This window comes from Bacteroides sp. D20, assembly GCF_003436255.1.
In the GTDB taxonomy this organism is placed as follows: Bacteria; Bacteroidota; Bacteroidia; order Bacteroidales; family Bacteroidaceae; genus Bacteroides; species Bacteroides uniformis.
The window spans coordinates 206,341-220,909 of record NZ_QSOO01000004.1 but is presented as its reverse complement, the minus strand read 5'-3'; the positions used below and the strand labels follow the sequence as shown (position 1 = coordinate 220,909).

General features: G+C 43.2%; 14 protein-coding genes and 2 pseudogenes. 1 reads left to right on the top strand and 15 read right to left on the bottom strand.

Annotation, left to right across the window (positions count from 1 at the left end; all coding sequences use genetic code 11):
- Nucleotides 1-14: 14 nt before the first annotated feature.
- The 11 genes and pseudogenes from DXD78_RS06025 to DXD78_RS21475 form a co-directional block, all read right to left on the bottom strand.
- Nucleotides 15-2,261: a cation:proton antiporter gene (locus DXD78_RS06025; protein WP_005944366.1), complete on the bottom strand. Its 2,247-nt coding sequence runs from the start codon at nt 2,259-2,261 to the stop codon at nt 15-17.
- 13 nt (nt 2,262-2,274) lie between these two features.
- The gene (pfkA, locus tag DXD78_RS06020) at nt 2,275-3,258 is read right to left on the bottom strand and encodes a 6-phosphofructokinase (RefSeq protein ID WP_004295279.1); all 984 of its coding nucleotides are present in this window, start codon (nt 3,256-3,258) and stop codon (nt 2,275-2,277) included.
- Nucleotides 3,259-3,283: 25 nt separating this feature from the next.
- A pseudogene (locus DXD78_RS21275) lies at nt 3,284-3,358 on the bottom strand (RNA polymerase sigma factor); the annotation flags it as partial.
- The gene (locus DXD78_RS06015) at nt 3,324-3,779 is read right to left on the bottom strand and encodes an RNA polymerase sigma factor (protein ID WP_005641942.1); all 456 of its coding nucleotides are present in this window, start codon (nt 3,777-3,779) and stop codon (nt 3,324-3,326) included. The gene DXD78_RS06015 and the pseudogene DXD78_RS21275, both read right to left, overlap by 35 nt.
- 85 nt (nt 3,780-3,864) lie before the next feature.
- Nucleotides 3,865-4,293, bottom strand: a complete 429-nt coding sequence (locus DXD78_RS06010; protein ID WP_004295281.1) for an Hsp20/alpha crystallin family protein — start codon at nt 4,291-4,293, stop codon at nt 3,865-3,867.
- Between the two features lie 67 nt (nt 4,294-4,360).
- Complete coding sequence (gene gpmA, locus DXD78_RS06005; protein ID WP_004295282.1) at nt 4,361-5,110, bottom strand: 2,3-diphosphoglycerate-dependent phosphoglycerate mutase; 750 nt, start codon at nt 5,108-5,110, stop codon at nt 4,361-4,363.
- A gap of 13 nt (nt 5,111-5,123) precedes the next feature.
- On the bottom strand, nt 5,124-6,173 hold the full coding sequence (locus DXD78_RS06000) for a class I fructose-bisphosphate aldolase (protein ID WP_004295283.1): 1,050 nt from the start codon (nt 6,171-6,173) through the stop codon (nt 5,124-5,126).
- A gap of 28 nt (nt 6,174-6,201) precedes the next feature.
- The gene (locus DXD78_RS05995; RefSeq protein ID WP_004295284.1) at nt 6,202-6,684 is read right to left on the bottom strand and encodes a ferritin; all 483 of its coding nucleotides are present in this window, start codon (nt 6,682-6,684) and stop codon (nt 6,202-6,204) included.
- 50 nt (nt 6,685-6,734) lie between these two features.
- On the bottom strand, nt 6,735-7,382 hold the full coding sequence (locus DXD78_RS05990; RefSeq protein WP_005650034.1) for a MarC family protein: 648 nt from the start codon (nt 7,380-7,382) through the stop codon (nt 6,735-6,737).
- Between the two features lie 102 nt (nt 7,383-7,484).
- Entirely contained in the window at nt 7,485-7,937 is a 453-nt protein-coding gene (locus DXD78_RS05985) for a ferritin-like domain-containing protein (protein WP_005641945.1), read from the bottom strand.
- Nucleotides 7,938-8,098: 161 nt separating this feature from the next.
- Nucleotides 8,099-8,308, bottom strand: a complete 210-nt coding sequence (locus tag DXD78_RS21475) for a hypothetical protein (protein ID WP_004295287.1) — start codon at nt 8,306-8,308, stop codon at nt 8,099-8,101.
- 1,379 nt (nt 8,309-9,687) lie between these two features.
- Here DXD78_RS21475 and DXD78_RS21025 point away from each other — a divergent pair.
- Nucleotides 9,688-10,710, top strand: a pseudogene (locus DXD78_RS21025) (site-specific integrase); the annotation flags it as partial.
- A 68-nt stretch (nt 10,711-10,778) separates the two neighbouring features.
- On the opposite strand, the gene DXD78_RS05945 reads toward DXD78_RS21025, so the two are convergent.
- The 4 genes from DXD78_RS05945 to DXD78_RS05930 form a co-directional block, all read right to left on the bottom strand.
- On the bottom strand, nt 10,779-11,318 hold the full coding sequence (locus DXD78_RS05945; protein ID WP_004295290.1) for a flavodoxin: 540 nt from the start codon (nt 11,316-11,318) through the stop codon (nt 10,779-10,781).
- A 42-nt stretch (nt 11,319-11,360) separates the two neighbouring features.
- A complete protein-coding gene (locus DXD78_RS05940; RefSeq protein ID WP_005641952.1) occupies nt 11,361-12,392 on the bottom strand; it encodes an alpha/beta fold hydrolase in 1,032 nt (343 codons plus the stop codon).
- Nucleotides 12,393-12,399: 7 nt separating this feature from the next.
- The gene (locus DXD78_RS05935; protein ID WP_007563436.1) at nt 12,400-13,572 is read right to left on the bottom strand and encodes an aldo/keto reductase; all 1,173 of its coding nucleotides are present in this window, start codon (nt 13,570-13,572) and stop codon (nt 12,400-12,402) included.
- Nucleotides 13,573-13,698: 126 nt separating this feature from the next.
- Complete coding sequence (locus tag DXD78_RS05930; protein WP_007845200.1) at nt 13,699-14,256, bottom strand: PPC domain-containing DNA-binding protein; 558 nt, start codon at nt 14,254-14,256, stop codon at nt 13,699-13,701.
- Nucleotides 14,257-14,569: the final 313 nt, after the last annotated feature.

Here is a 14,569-nt window from a genome sequence, read left to right as displayed (position 1 = left end):
TAATTAAATAAGTCCTAATCTTTATTCAGTCCTTTTATTATTTTTCGTTTACCGACAATCCATACCGTATCATTCTCCTTGAAAATTGTATCAGGGTCTGGATTCATAATATTCACGGTACTCCTCTCTATTCCGATAATGATGCTATCCGATATGTCTGCCTCCCGGATCGTCTTTCCGATCAATGGTGAACCTCCTTCGACAGGAAATTGCCCTATTTCCATCTCATCCTGCGAGGATGTTCCGTTCCCGTTCCTTTCTACCTTCTTTTGCTCCATGGATGTCCGGAAGCTTTCCAACTGTCGGTCCGTACCTACGACCGTAACCTTGTCATATGGATAGAGATGTTCTTCCCCTTGTGGTATATCTAGGCGTTTTTCTCCACGGGTGATTGAAATCACATTTATCTGAAACAAGGTGCGCAAGCTGCTTTCTTTTAATGTTCTGCCCACATATATGGAATCAGGGGATACTGTGAAATCCGCCAAATGTAATTCCTTGAACGGGATATTGCTGCCAAGGGTGGAGCCTGTATCACTTTCTGTAGAAAGTCCATTCCCGTCCGTCCCCTGAAAGTTTGCCATAAATTGTCTCTCTATAGTCAGCGACCGTTTCTTGATCCGCTTGGAAAAATAAATGACGGCAATGATAATGGAAGAGACTACCAACCCGGCTCCCAAGGCAACATTGAAAAGATGGGTAATGATACTCATCATGATAATCGTGCAGATCAGTATTTTGACAAGTACTATTGATACCAAAGGCCCTCTGTTGAACTTGTTGTCCGTCCAGAGTTTACGGAACTCGGTTGAATTGTTCCTTTTCATGATGATGGCCCATAGAAACGGGGATATGACAAGAAAGATGATGATGAAGCCCAACAAGTTCCCTTCCATTCCCGGCAGACTTTTCCTAATCAAAGGATGCACATAGGAAAAATATAAAGTGATGAAAAAAACGCATACGACCAGATAGAGTGTGACAGACACCAGCATAGACCGGATCAGTTTATGCCAAGTACCCTGGTGTTTTACAGTCATTGCCCCGGACGTATAGTGTACGAGATAATCTTTCAGGGATTCAGGCATGTGGATGTCTATAAACCGGTATGCTGGTTCCGAAAGCCGTATCATATAGGGGGTAAGAAAAGTCGTTATGACAGATACTGCCACTATGACCGGATAGAGATACTTGTCCGTAACATTCAGACTGACGCCTAAAGATGCGATGATGAATGCGAATTCACCGACCTGTGTCAGTGAAAAGCCGGACTGTATGGCAATTTTCAACGGCTGGCCGGAAAGCAAGACACCAAAGCTCCCGAACAGTACCTGACCGGACAGTACCAGCAATGTCAGGATGAAAATAGGGACGGCATATTCCCACATCATGGCAGGATCGATCATCATTCCTACCGACACGAAAAATATGGAAGCGAACAGGTCTTTTACCGGCTGTACGATATGTACGATTTTTTCCGCTTCAACGGTCTCTGCCAGCAGGGACCCCATGACAAAGGCTCCCAATGCGGCAGAAAATCCCGCTTTTGTCGCAATCATCACCATTCCCAGGCAAAGTCCCAGAGAGGTTATCAATAAAATCTCGTTGCTGGTGAAACGGCGTATCTTCTTCAGCAGGGTAGGTATCAGATAGATACCCAATGCCGACCAGAAAATCAGGAAAGCGGCCAGCTTCAATATACTTTCCAGCATCTCCTTCCCTTCAAAATGTTTGCCTACCGCCAACGTGGAAAGAACAACCATCATCACTACAGCCACCAGATCTTCGATAACAAGAATCCCCAAGACAATGCCAGTGAATTTCTGTTGGAGAAGTCCCATGTCATTGAAGGCCTTGAATACGATGGCCGTGGACGACATGGACAACATTCCACCCAGAAAAATACTGCTCATGTGGGAGAACCCCATTGCATTCCCCGCTGTATAACCTATGAACATCATGCCACATACAATAGTGACAGTGGCAACGATAGCCGTAATGCCCACATTTATCAATTTCTTGAACGAAAAGTCCAGTCCCATCGCGAACAGCAGAAAAATGACACCGATGTCCGCCCATATTTTGATATTGGCAGGATCGGAAACAGTCGGGACCAGAGAAACGGAAGGACCCGCCATAATACCGGCTACAATGTAGCCCAATATGACCGGTTGCTTCAGCCACTTGAAAATGACGGTTACAATACCGGCAATAATCAGAATTATGGCAAGATCCGATATTAAAGGAGCAACTTCTGACATATTAACGGTTATTTTAGATCGATAATTCGTTAAGGACCCGGATCAGGCTTTTGTCAATAGGCTTGTCCTTTTTGATTGCCTGGACAAAAGGAACATAAACAATCTCGTTGTTCCGTATGCCTATCATAACATTTCGCTGGCCTTCCATTAAGGCCTGGATTGCGGCTTCACCCAGCCGGCTTGCCAGTATACGGTCATTGGCACTCGGAGCACCACCCCGTTGCAGATGGCCCAGGATAGAAACCCTGACATCATACCCGGGATATTCCTTCTTTACCCGGTCGGCGTAATATATGGCACCTCCATTCTTGTTTTCAGGACTTTCGGTCACAATTACGATGCTGCTGTTTTTCGTCTTTCTGAATCCGCGCCCGATGAATGTTTCCAACTGGTCCACGTCCGTCCTGTCCTCCGGGATGATGGCCGCTTCAGCACCGGAAGCTATTGCGCTGTTTTGTGCCAGGAAGCCCGCATCACGCCCCATCACTTCGACAAAGAAGATACGGTCATGGGAGGTTGCCGTGTCCCTGATTTTATCCACGCATTCCACAATGGTGTTCAATGCCGTATCATATCCTATGGTAAAATCGGTACCATATAGGTCATTGTCAATGGTGCCGGGCAATCCTATGCACGTCACATCATACTCCTCCGCAAAGATACGGGCTCCCGTCAGGGAACCGTCTCCACCGATAATTATCAAAGCATTGATGTTCTCTTTCTGTATGACCTTATAAGCTTTCTTGCGTCCTTCGGGAGTGGTGAAAGTCTCGGAGCGAGCTGTTTTCAGTATGGTGCCTCCCCTCTGGATAATGCTACTTACATCTTCCGTCGTGAGTTCTTTCACTTCACCGGCAATCAGCCCCTCGTAACCTCTATAAATTCCTTTCACTTTAAATCCGTTAAAAATGGCGGCGCGGGTCACGGCACGGATAGCCGCGTTCATTCCTGAAGCATCCCCTCCGGAAGTCAGAATTCCAATATACTTGTTATCCATAATTTGTTTTTTATATTTTAATTAATCAGGCAAAATTAGAAAGCAACTGTTTTAGCCTTTTTCTGCTATAAAAGATACGGCTTTTTATCGTACTCAGTGACACTCCTATCTTTGCGGCTATTTCCCGATATTTGACTCCGGTACAACATAAAAACGACATAATGTGCTTTAGGCAATGTTTTAAGGGCTTCCCTTATCTCTTTTGCATCATGCCCGTTATCCACGAAAATGAAAGAGTCGTCCCTTAACAGGAAATGATATTCAGGTTCTGATAATACATATAAATTCCCTCGTATTTTCTTTGTCCGGCAATTATTGATAAATGCATTGCGCATGATGGTATACATCCAGCCTTTAAAATTCGTACCGGAATCAAACTTATCCTTATTATCCAACGTCCTCAACATTGTTTCCTGCAACAAGTTTTCTGCTTCATCCTTGTCAGCAGTCAGTTTATATGCAAAACAATGCAGTTCATTCTGAAGGGCTACCAGCGCTTTATCGAAATCAAATCCTCTCATTATATTTATTTTGGAATTCAAATATCCGGGTGAAGGCATTCCCTGATAATAAGAAATGCCTTCTGTAGAGTCTCATCAAGATATCTTATTTGACATCAATAGTTTTGGTGGTTTCCTGAACCTTCTTATCTACGACTTTGGGAATATCGATAAACAGGACCCCGTGTTCCACTTTGGCCGAAATTTTATCTTTTTCCACATTATCCGGCAGCAGGATACTCTGCTGGAATCGGGAATAGGAGAATTCACGGCGCAAGTATTTTCCGTCTTTCTTCTCCTCCTTTTTCTCGTCCTTTTTTTCCATGCAGATTACCAGATTGTTGCTTTCATCCACACTTACCTTAAAATCATTCTTGGTCATTCCCGGAGCTGCCAGTTCTACCTTGTAGTCCTTTTCATTCTCAATCACATTGATGGCTGGAGCCGTAGCGTTTGCTCTTGCCATCCATTCATTGTCAAAGAAATCGTTAAAAATACTCGGTAACCAATTCTGGTTTGTTTTTACAGGTACCATTTTTACCTCCTCTTTAAAAGTTAATAATTAAAACTTAAAAAAAAGCATCTGCTTGATAGACAGATTTTTATTTTTTAGCCATCCCTTGTTTGGCCACAGCTTCTGCCCGTTTCCGTATCTCTTCCGGGTTTCCAAGGTAGTAGTCCTTGACAAGAACCAGCCTGTCGTCAAATTCAAAGACATAAGGAACTGCCGTAGGCAAGTTCAGGTTGGAAATATCCGTATCGGAAATTCCTTTGAGATGCTTGATGATTCCGCGCAGGCTGTTACCATGGGCGACTACCAGCAGGCTGTCCTTATACATCAATGCGGGAAAGATGATGCATTTCCAGTAAGGCATGACACGCCCAATAGTATCTTTCAGGGATTCCGTACGGGGAAGTTCGCTATCTGGTACACCGGCATAGCGGATATCCATGCCCGGATTACGGGGATCATCTTTGCCTACCGGAGCGGGAGCCACGTCATAGCTTCTTCGCCAGATGTGTACTTGTTCTTCACCATATTGGACCGCTGTTTCACTCTTATTCAGTCCCTGAAGCATGCCGTAATGCTTCTCGTTCAGCCGCCAGGTCTTTTCAACCGGAATCCAGTCTTTATCCAGCCGGTCCAAGACACAGTTCAACGTTTTTACGGCACGTTTCAAGTAAGAAGTGTAAGCTGCCTCAAAAGAAAATCCAGCCTCCCGTAATGCATCGCCTGCCTTGCAGGCTTCTTCAACTCCTTTCTCGCTTAAATCCACGTCCGTCCATCCAGTAAAACGGTTTTCTTTGTTCCATAGACTTTCGCCATGACGTAATAACACTATTCTTTTCATGGATACTTCTTCTTTATGCAATGGTTATTGAAGAATCCAGATATACGTCCTGAATGGTGTTCAGAAGTTGAATTCCGTCTTTCATCGGTTTCTGGAAAGCCTTACGACCGCTGATCAGCCCCATACCACCTGCACGCTTATTTACTACTGCCGTTACGACAGCATCATGCAGGTCGGATTCCCCATGGGATTCACCGCCCGAGTTAATCAATCCGACACGTCCCATATAGCCATTCGCCACCTGATAACGGCAAAGGTCTATCGGATGGTCAGTGGTCAGTTCCGAATACATACACTCGTTTGTCTTTCCGAATCCGATAGCCTTGAAACCGCCGTTATTGGATGGGAGCTTCTGCTTCACGATATCGGCTTTAATGGTAACCCCGATATGGTTGGCTTGTCCTGTCAAGTCGGCAGCGGCATGATAGTCGGTACCATCCTTTTTGAAGCTGCTGTTTCTCAAATAGCACCACAGAATAGTAGCCATTCCCAGTTCGTGGGCATATTCAAAAGCCTGTGACACTTCCACTATCTGGCGGCGGCTTTGTTCCGAACCGAAATAAATGGTAGCACCGACAGCTACGGCTCCCATGTTCCATGCCTCTTTCACCGTACCGAACATTACCTGGTCGTAGCTGTTCGGATAAGTCAGCAACTCATTATGGTTCAGCTTGACGATAAAAGGTATCTTGTGTGCATATTTGCGTGCCACGGCGCCCAACACACCGAATGTGGATGCCACGGCATTACACCCTCCTTCAATGGCCAGCTTTATGATGTTTTCGGGATCGAAATAAAGCGGATTGGGGGCGAAAGACGCTCCTGCAGAATGTTCTATGCCCTGGTCTACAGGCAGAATGGATACATAGCCCGTATTGGCCAGACGTCCATGTCCGTATAAAGCCTGCAAACTTTCCAATGTACGGATATTCCTGTCGGAATTCATCCATACCTTATCTATCATATCCGGTCCCGGAATATGGATAAGTTGTTTGTCTATCGTCTTACATGTATGGTTCAGGTAGTACTCAGCCTTTCCTCCCAATAAATCTACTATTTTCATTTTATTTATTTTTATTGATTATTCTGGTTTATGACTCCCGTTCACCCAGTTTTGCATCCATAAAAAGGATAGCACAGTCTCCGGCTTTCCTCAGATGACTAACAATATTGAGTACATTCGCTTCATCTTCTACTTGCTCACGAACAAATTGCCACAAGAAGTCCTGAGTGGCATTGTCTTTCTCTTCGGATGCTACCTGTACCAACTCATCAATCAGTTTGGAAACATGTTTTTCATGCTCCAAAGCATGCTCGAATACTTCAACAGGGTTACCCCAACCTTGTGGAACCACATCGACCTTGTCTACTTTCGGGGTTGCCTCACGCTTAATCATGTACCCGGCAATGGCATATGCATGCCCGGTCTCTTCTGCAGACTGTTTCTGCATCCAGCGAGCCATTCCGGAAAAGCCCTCTCTTTCCAGATAAAAAGACATTGATAAATACAGGTTGGCAGACCATAATTCTGCTGTGATTTGCTCATTCAGAGCATTTTGCAATTTTTCAGTCATGATGAATCAAACTTTTAATGTTAATAATAAATCCAAATTATCTCTCTTCTTTAAGAACAAGCATGGGCTTGTTTCAAGATTTCAATTAATACCGGACGTATCCCGCTGATAAAACATTCCACGGCGATCACCATTAGAATAAGTCCCATCAGTCTCATCATCACATTGTTTCCCGTCTCTCCCAAGATTTTTAAAAGCTGGGTGGACGCGCACAGAATAAAGAAGGAAAGAATGCAGACCAAAGCGATTACGCCAAGCAATACTATTTTGAAAGTATATTCCGAAGCATCTTCCATCAATGTTATTCCACTGGAAATCGCTCCCGGACCGCATAACATCGGAATGGCAAGAGGTGTGATGGTTATATCTTTGGAATATTCTTTTCGTTCAGTTTCATTCAGTTTCACATGGGTAAAATGTGCCTGCAACATATCATATCCGATTTTAAAGATGATGATACCTCCCACAATCCGGAATCCGTTTGTTGAGATGCCGAAAAAATGAAACAGAAACCTGCCCGATAATGTAAAAAGGACTAATATGATAAATGCAATGGTACATGCTTTCAAGGCGATATATCTGCGTTCTTTCGTATCCATTCCATCAGTCATTTGCAGGAATACCGGCATCACTCCAAGAGGGTCCATCAAGGTGAATAGCGAAGTGAAACACAATGTTAAATATACAAATATATCCATGATGACATATAGTTTATTATCGATTATTATATCGCAAAAAACATACCAGATAGCATTCTGCAATATTAAATTTTGCATAACATCAATCTTAAATCCATACCGTCAAAAATAAGGTAGTTTCCGTTCGTTTTCCTTGGCGAGGATACGTAACAATTCCATAAATGCCGTACTTACATATATACGGTCTGCATACAGCCCGCTGATGAAAGAATGGAAGGACATGCTTACATTCCAGCATAATATGAGAAATGTGTTTACCTGACGTGATATGTACTGCTCATGTTCAAGCAATTCATTCAAGGCATTCAATGGCGTTGTCCATTCATGTGTATCCCGTTTCATTTCATTGATTACAACACATCCTCCATCATGGCATATCCGATTCATCATCTGATAAACCTTGTTCATATTGTCCTGTGCTTGGGAGTTCAGCCAGGAGCTAAGTATTGGAAGCCGTTCATCTTCAAAATAAACCTGCAATGACAGGTATAAACCGGTTGACCATATTTCTGTATTGATCAACTCATTCATGGCGTTTTCTATTCGTTTATCCATTATCACTCTGAATATTGAAAATCCATTACTAATATCATGTGTTATTCTCAGTATATAAAAATTCCATTCGATTGTGGGTAACCCATAAAACGGAATTCTTAAACGAGGCTTAAATAATAGGATAACTTATCGGCGTAGACAAATTGTCATAAAAAATAGCACTATGATGTCTTTTTGTCTTGCCTCCCTTGCAGAATATCCAATAAGACATCCAGTTCTCTTTCTATTCCTTCAATCTTATCGGAAATACAGTCCAAAGTATTATGGTGCAGACTAGCTTTACACTCCTGCAACTCTCTTGACAGAGAAAGTATCTGTAACCAAAGTTCTTCCTCTATGTGATAGGGGGAGTTACTATTATCTAGTACCATAGCAGGAGAAGGCAGAAAAGTGCTTTGGCATGTAATTTGTATGATAATGAACGGTATGTTCCGAAAGAGACAGGAATGGAAATGAAAGGATAGAATATTCCACAAAAGACAGTAACAAACAAAGGGGGAAAGTCGTTGGAGACAGTTGTCTCGCTTTTAAAACAAGTTGCTTTCATAATGTTTATTATAAGCCAACCCTGTTCCCTGGAGTTGTGTTTATATAAAGTTAAGCGTGGGAACTTTGGTATTACCGTTCAGAAGTATCCCCATACTCAACAACATATAATACACAAAGCCCCACGCCTATATATAACAAAAATCTATATAGATAGAACGTGGAGCGTCCAATGTATTATCCAATTGTTGTTTCGAAATTGGGGATTTCCTGAACTTGGATAATGCCTTAACGCTTTACTATAAATCTTCTATTTTCAAAAGACTAATACAAATGTAATAAAAGAAATGAATTCTTTGAAAGGAAATATCTCTTTTTTTTAAGGGGTGGCTTAATTTTTCTTTATTTAAAGTCTTAGAATTACTGCCCACCAAAGCCCGTCACGAATGTTTTGAAATCCTCAAGCTGTACATTAAGCTCTATATAGTATAGCAGAATAGCAGAAAAACAGACCATGATACCGCAGGTATATAGGTCATAACCCACTCTTCCGTAAGTATCTTATCTATTTGACAATAATAAAAATGTAAAGGAGGATAATGACATGGACAATATTCGTATCCCAATACATATAGGTTAACATATAAGGGAGAATGGTCACGGAGTCCACAAACCATAGAATGAAAAAATATATTTCCATCGTGTACGGTTTATGTCTCTATCCGGATATTTGACCGGTGCCGCAAATGCGCAATGCATACTCCACAAAAAAACACCAGGGAGGAAAAATAAGTCATACTGAATAACGCCTGTCTGTAATGGGCCATGGATACAAATGAACTACAGATAATAGCTGCAATAGATATAACGATACAAGCACAAAATAATGTACGAACGTGTCCATCAGTTGCATTTGGATGAAACAGTACCACTTTATGCAATGTTTGGTTAGATTGAGTCTGAACATAGGACCTTAAAAATTAGACGGATATAAATTTACTAAAAATCTGTGGAAAAGAGGAATAGAAAGGCGGAAATGTTTTTAAAACGGCTATGAATAAAGCGTTTGTGAGGACAAATGAGGACAAAGGCATAAAACGAGGTAACGCAAAAAAAAGTAAATTTATGAAGTAGAAAGGTTGCTAAATCATTACCCCGTGAAAGGTGGTTTTTGATACTCCGTGCTGAATTTTTCTCCGTATGGCTTCGGTTGGTTTACAAGGCATAACTCATTGATACTTAATTTTAAACTTAAAAAACGAGTATGGCAAGAAGTACATTCAAAGTGCTGTTCTACGTGAACGGCAACAAGGAGAAAAACGATATTGTCCGCATCATAGGACGGGTAACGATTAACGGGATTGTGACGCAGTTCAGCTATAAGTAGAGTATCCCGAAAACGCTTTGGGACGTGAAAGGGAACAGGGCGAAAGGCAAGAGTGCGGAAGTACGTGATATCAACCTTGCCCTTGACAACATCAAGGCTCAAATCATCAAGCACTACCTGCGTATATTCGACCGTGAAGCGTTCGTGACGGCTGAAATGGTGAGCAATGCTTATCAGGGTATCGGCAGTGAGTATGAGACACTGCTCAAAGCGTCCGGACGTGAGAACGAAGTATTCAAGAAGCGTGTCGGAAAAGACAGGGTAATGGCAACCACCGTTCACGGGTGGTGGCAAGAAACCATGTGGCAGCGTTCATCAAGTCTTTTTACAGACGGACGGATATGTTCATGCTGGAGATTAAGCCCGACTTCATCAAGGGGTTTGCAGCCTACCTATCAACGAAAGCGGGACTTCACAACGGGACGATATGGGAAAAATGCATGTGGCTGAAAGGCGTTGTCATGTGTGTGCACTTTAACGGACTAATACCGAAAAAAACGTTTGCCCAATTCCACATCAGCCCTAATGTGACGGAACGTGAGTTCCTGACGGAAGATGAACTGAAAACGTTGATGACGCACGAGTTGGGGATGTCCAACTGTTCTATATTCGTGACATTTTTGTTTTCGCCAGCTTCACTGCCCTCTCTTTCGTGGACATCAAGGAACTAACCAATAGCAACATCGTAGAAGTGAATGGTGAGAAGTGGATATTGTCCAAACGGTACAAGACAAAAGTGCCGTTCCAAGTGAAACTGTTGGATACTCCTTTGCAGATTATCGAGCGTTACCGACCCTGTCAGGAAGACAATCTCATATTCCCTAATCTCAACTACTGGTCTATCTGCAAATCTCTGAAAAAGGGGATGAAAGAGTGCGGATAACAAAGGATATTTCATTTCAGTATTAAAACTATTAAACGGGCGTAATTTAATTCGACAGAAAATCCGGCTTCTGACAGCCATTTTTTCACTTCATTCCGAGAGTTTGCAGTTTGACTGCCATAAACAGCAATATTTCAGCATGGGGACATAGTTTGCGGATATTATCCACACTTTGTGCTGTTCCGCTTCCTCCATGTGTACAGAATGGGAGTATCTTTTTCCCGGACAAATCATAACCGGACAGGAAACTTTTTACAGGAGAAGACAGAAGACCACCCCAAATAGGACTACCGATAATCAATGTATCATAATCATCCATATTCTCTACTTTTGTACGCAGAGCTGGAAGAATATGATTGTCTCTTTCATTTTTGAAACGGTCAACCACTTCATTATATTCATCAGAATAGGGTTCTTCCGGTTCAATCTCCACCATGTCGCATCCAATAAGTTCATGGATAATGTTGGCTACAGTTTGCGTATGTCCGCTCCATGAGAAATAGACTATCAATGTTTTCCCCGGCTCTGAGTGAGGCAACGAATCTATCTTATCTTCAACAGCCGGAGTGTTGCTGCACGAAAGGAAGGTTAAGAGCAGCATTGCCAATAAGCACTTCAGTTTCATAACTATTTTTATTTAGGTTTTGGGGTTATCCTCTGTTAATTTCTATCTGTCCAGCTGTTTCTCATACAGCCACTTCGACAGCAGGTCAGCTACTTCCACATTGTTCAAATCCGACATCGGGAAGTGCGTATTCCCATGCAGACCGACATCGGGCAGATGAATGACCGTCACGTCACCGCCCAGCTTATTGAGCATTTCGGCCCACTTGCGCATGAGATGCAGACGGCGTGTCCATTCGTAAAGTTCCGGATGTTCGTCTGTTTCGGGCAGGTTATCCCCATAGTAAATGATGATGGGAATTTCCATGTATCTCTTGAAAACTGCCATAGGGACTTCTATTCCTTCTGTTTTTTTAGACCGTGTCAAGACTTTGCCTTCTTCGGGAACTTGACCGGTTGGGAAGGGTACACTTCCACCGGGTTCGTATGCTACAATGGCTTTGATGTTCTTCGTTTTGAGCAAAGTAAACCAACCCACCGGACCGCCTTGTGAATGAGTGACAAATATGGCCGGACCGATTTTGTCAAAAAGAGCAGCATAGGCATCGGAATAGACATCGAAGTCCAAAGGTCCGATGGTCGGCGTCATCTGCCGGAAGTACTGGTTTAAGGCTTCCCGGTCGCGACTGAACTGTACACCCTCGAAATAATCAGGATAGATTCCCACACGGAAACGGTTGAACCATTCTTCTTCATCGAATACCGGTTCCAGTGTGACAGCTTCCGTACTCCGTCCGGCATTTCCCCGGCGAGGCTGGTCGACAAGATAGGTGGAGAAACCTTTGCGAAGAAATATATTCTGAAACCCTTCGCGTCCGTCAGGAGTGGTCTCCCATGTTTTGGAAAACTGGCCGACACCATGTGCAAAAACAAGCGGATATTTCCGTGCATCAACCGGTTTCTGATAAAATACATAAGCATGGTCGCCGTGGTATTTGTGTCCCAATGAATCGGTCAGTACGGTGCCACCTACGGCAAAACTGCCTTGTTCCTCTATTTGCAGAATATTCCCTTTGTAACAATTACAGCCCGACAGTAAAGCGATGAACGTCATGTAAAATATCTGTTTCTTCATACACGGATTATTTTGGGATTTTAGACTCCTGCAAGGCATCGTAGCGGCTACCCACCACAGGAATGGCAGCTACGGCTGTTTCCAGTTCTTCTATCTCTTCTGCCGTGAAACGGATGTCGCAGGCACGAAGGTTCTCTTCCAGATGAGAGAGTTTGGTGGTGCCCGGAATAGGCACGATAAAAGGCTTCTTGTTCATCAGCCAGGCCAAAGCTATCTGTGCCGGGGTAATGCCTCTTGTACGGCCGAAAGCGTTAAGAACTTCCACAATACGATAGTTGGCGCGTATGGCTTCGGGCTGGAAGCGTGGCAAGGTCTGCCGGTTGTCGTTGGTAACATCAAACTTGGTATATTCATTGATCATACCGCCCAAAAAACCACGGTTCAGCGGACTGTATGGAACGAAACCGATGCCCAAATCCTCGCACAGCTCCAACACTCCGTTCGTCTCTACCATGCGGTGCATCAAGTGATATTCGCTTTGGATTGCCGTAACCGGACATATCTTGTGCGCACGGCGGATGGTATCAACGTTTACTTCACACATGCCCCAATGCAGGATTTTACCTTCCTTGATGAGTTTGCTGCATGTTTCAGCCACCGCTTCAATCGGTGTGTTCGGGTCTATGCGGTGCTGGTAGAACATGCCCAATGTTTCAACTCCGAGATTGCGCAACGAGTTTTCACAAACCCGGCGGATGTTGGCCGGAGTGCTGTCCTCTTCGGTTTTAATCTGCACACCGTTTACAAACTTATGTCCGAACTTCGATGACACAAATACCCGGTCGGTATATCCTTTCAAGGCTTCGCCGACCAATTTTTCATTGATGTGGTAGCCGTAGCTTTCGGCTGTATCGAAAAGGGTCACCCCACGTTCAACAGCTTCATGCACCAGGGCGATTTCTTTTTCCCTGCTCGGGTACTGGCTGTGGTTATGGTTCAAGCCCATACAGCCATATCCCATTGCAGAAACAGTGAATGCCGTATTTCCGTGTCCCAATGTTCGCCGAGTGCGCACCGCCGCCATGCCTGCAGGGATGTTGTTTGCAACTTGTTGTTTCCCCATCCATACCCGTTCTGCTGCCGTTACCTTGTTCAAGGTAGGCCCGACACACATGGCAGCTCCTGTCAATGCCGCCATTTTAAGGAATCTCCGGCGGCTCATATCCTTGTCTTTATCCATATTTGATAGTCTTTAAATTATTTCTGTTGCAAAGTTAACGTGACAGAATTGATAAACTTTTTTTGATATATATTATCTAAGCTGAATGATGTATTATCCTGTATTCCAAGCGATATTTATAGGCAACTATCTTTCAAAATCGTATATATTCAGTCCTAAATCCGGATTATATGTGCGACTTATCCGCTCGCTATAATCTTCCACCACGAACTCCCCTGCACCATTCTGTATTGCGGAAAGTAGATGTCCGGCTAAAGCGGAATAGTCGCTCCTGCCGACGGTTATATGCAAATGAAGATATACCTGCTCATTCATAGATGATATATTCCCTGTAAGGTTGGATATTTCCATTTGCTCCCGGAATGTCTTATCATCATATGCTTTTGTCTTGGGATTGAAGAAACGGAGGGTCAGCTCTCCGATAGCACCAATCCCGTTGATAGAACCCGACAGAATTCCTTTCTCCTTGCAGAAAGCATTCAGGGCTTTCACAATTTCAGTATGATTGTTAATGCTGACAATATACTTGTTGCCAATTTTCTTGTACGAATACATATTCTTTTCGTTTTGTGCGTTTGCCGGAGCAATCAGTACCCCGACAAACAGCAAGATAAACAATAATTTCTTTATAAAATGCCCCATCAGTACACTTATGACTGCCTCTGTTTTGATTAATCTTACCATAATAGATAAAATTATCCCACATCAGTGCTTTCCACTTTTGTTTTTAATCTGCACACCGTTTACGAACGTTACCTTGTTCAAAGTTGGCTCTTCCTTCTTATTTTCCATATTCTAACAATAAAAAGAACTATCATTTTGATTTAACAGGAGCTTTTAGTAACATTATTGAAGAAAGTGAAGCAATAGAATATGATGATGACGACGATGAGGATGAATTCGATGATGATGACGATGACTAACATCTCATTAATCCATAGCTTTTAAGTTTATTAAAGAAACAGGTCAGGACGCTATATCCTGACCTGTTTTTGAT

What these genes read in the sequence shown, in the direction of transcription:
- DXD78_RS06000 (WP_004295283.1), bottom strand. Translation starts at nt 6,173, where the DNA reads ATGAAAATAGTAGATTTATTGGGAGGAAAGGCTGAGTACTACCTGAAC.
- DXD78_RS05935 (WP_007563436.1), bottom strand. Translation starts at nt 13,572, where the DNA reads ATGGATAAAGACAAGGATATGAGCCGCCGGAGATTCCTTAAAATGGCG.
- DXD78_RS05995 (WP_004295284.1), bottom strand. Translation starts at nt 6,684, where the DNA reads ATGACTGAAAAATTGCAAAATGCTCTGAATGAGCAAATCACAGCAGAA.
- DXD78_RS05940 (WP_005641952.1), bottom strand. Translation starts at nt 12,392, where the DNA reads ATGAAGAAACAGATATTTTACATGACGTTCATCGCTTTACTGTCGGGC.
- pfkA (WP_004295279.1), bottom strand. Translation starts at nt 3,258, where the DNA reads ATGGATAACAAGTATATTGGAATTCTGACTTCCGGAGGGGATGCTTCA.
- DXD78_RS05930 (WP_007845200.1), bottom strand. Translation starts at nt 14,256, where the DNA reads ATGGTAAGATTAATCAAAACAGAGGCAGTCATAAGTGTACTGATGGGG.
- DXD78_RS05990 (WP_005650034.1), bottom strand. Translation starts at nt 7,382, where the DNA reads ATGGATATATTTGTATATTTAACATTGTGTTTCACTTCGCTATTCACC.
- DXD78_RS06025 (WP_005944366.1), bottom strand. Translation starts at nt 2,261, where the DNA reads ATGTCAGAAGTTGCTCCTTTAATATCGGATCTTGCCATAATTCTGATT.
- DXD78_RS06015 (WP_005641942.1), bottom strand. Translation starts at nt 3,779, where the DNA reads ATGAGAGGATTTGATTTCGATAAAGCGCTGGTAGCCCTTCAGAATGAA.
- DXD78_RS05945 (WP_004295290.1), bottom strand. Translation starts at nt 11,318, where the DNA reads ATGAAACTGAAGTGCTTATTGGCAATGCTGCTCTTAACCTTCCTTTCG.
- gpmA (WP_004295282.1), bottom strand. Translation starts at nt 5,110, where the DNA reads ATGAAAAGAATAGTGTTATTACGTCATGGCGAAAGTCTATGGAACAAA.
- DXD78_RS06010 (WP_004295281.1), bottom strand. Translation starts at nt 4,293, where the DNA reads ATGGTACCTGTAAAAACAAACCAGAATTGGTTACCGAGTATTTTTAAC.
- DXD78_RS05985 (WP_005641945.1), bottom strand. Translation starts at nt 7,937, where the DNA reads ATGGATAAACGAATAGAAAACGCCATGAATGAGTTGATCAATACAGAA.
- DXD78_RS21475 (WP_004295287.1), bottom strand. Translation starts at nt 8,308, where the DNA reads ATGGTACTAGATAATAGTAACTCCCCCTATCACATAGAGGAAGAACTT.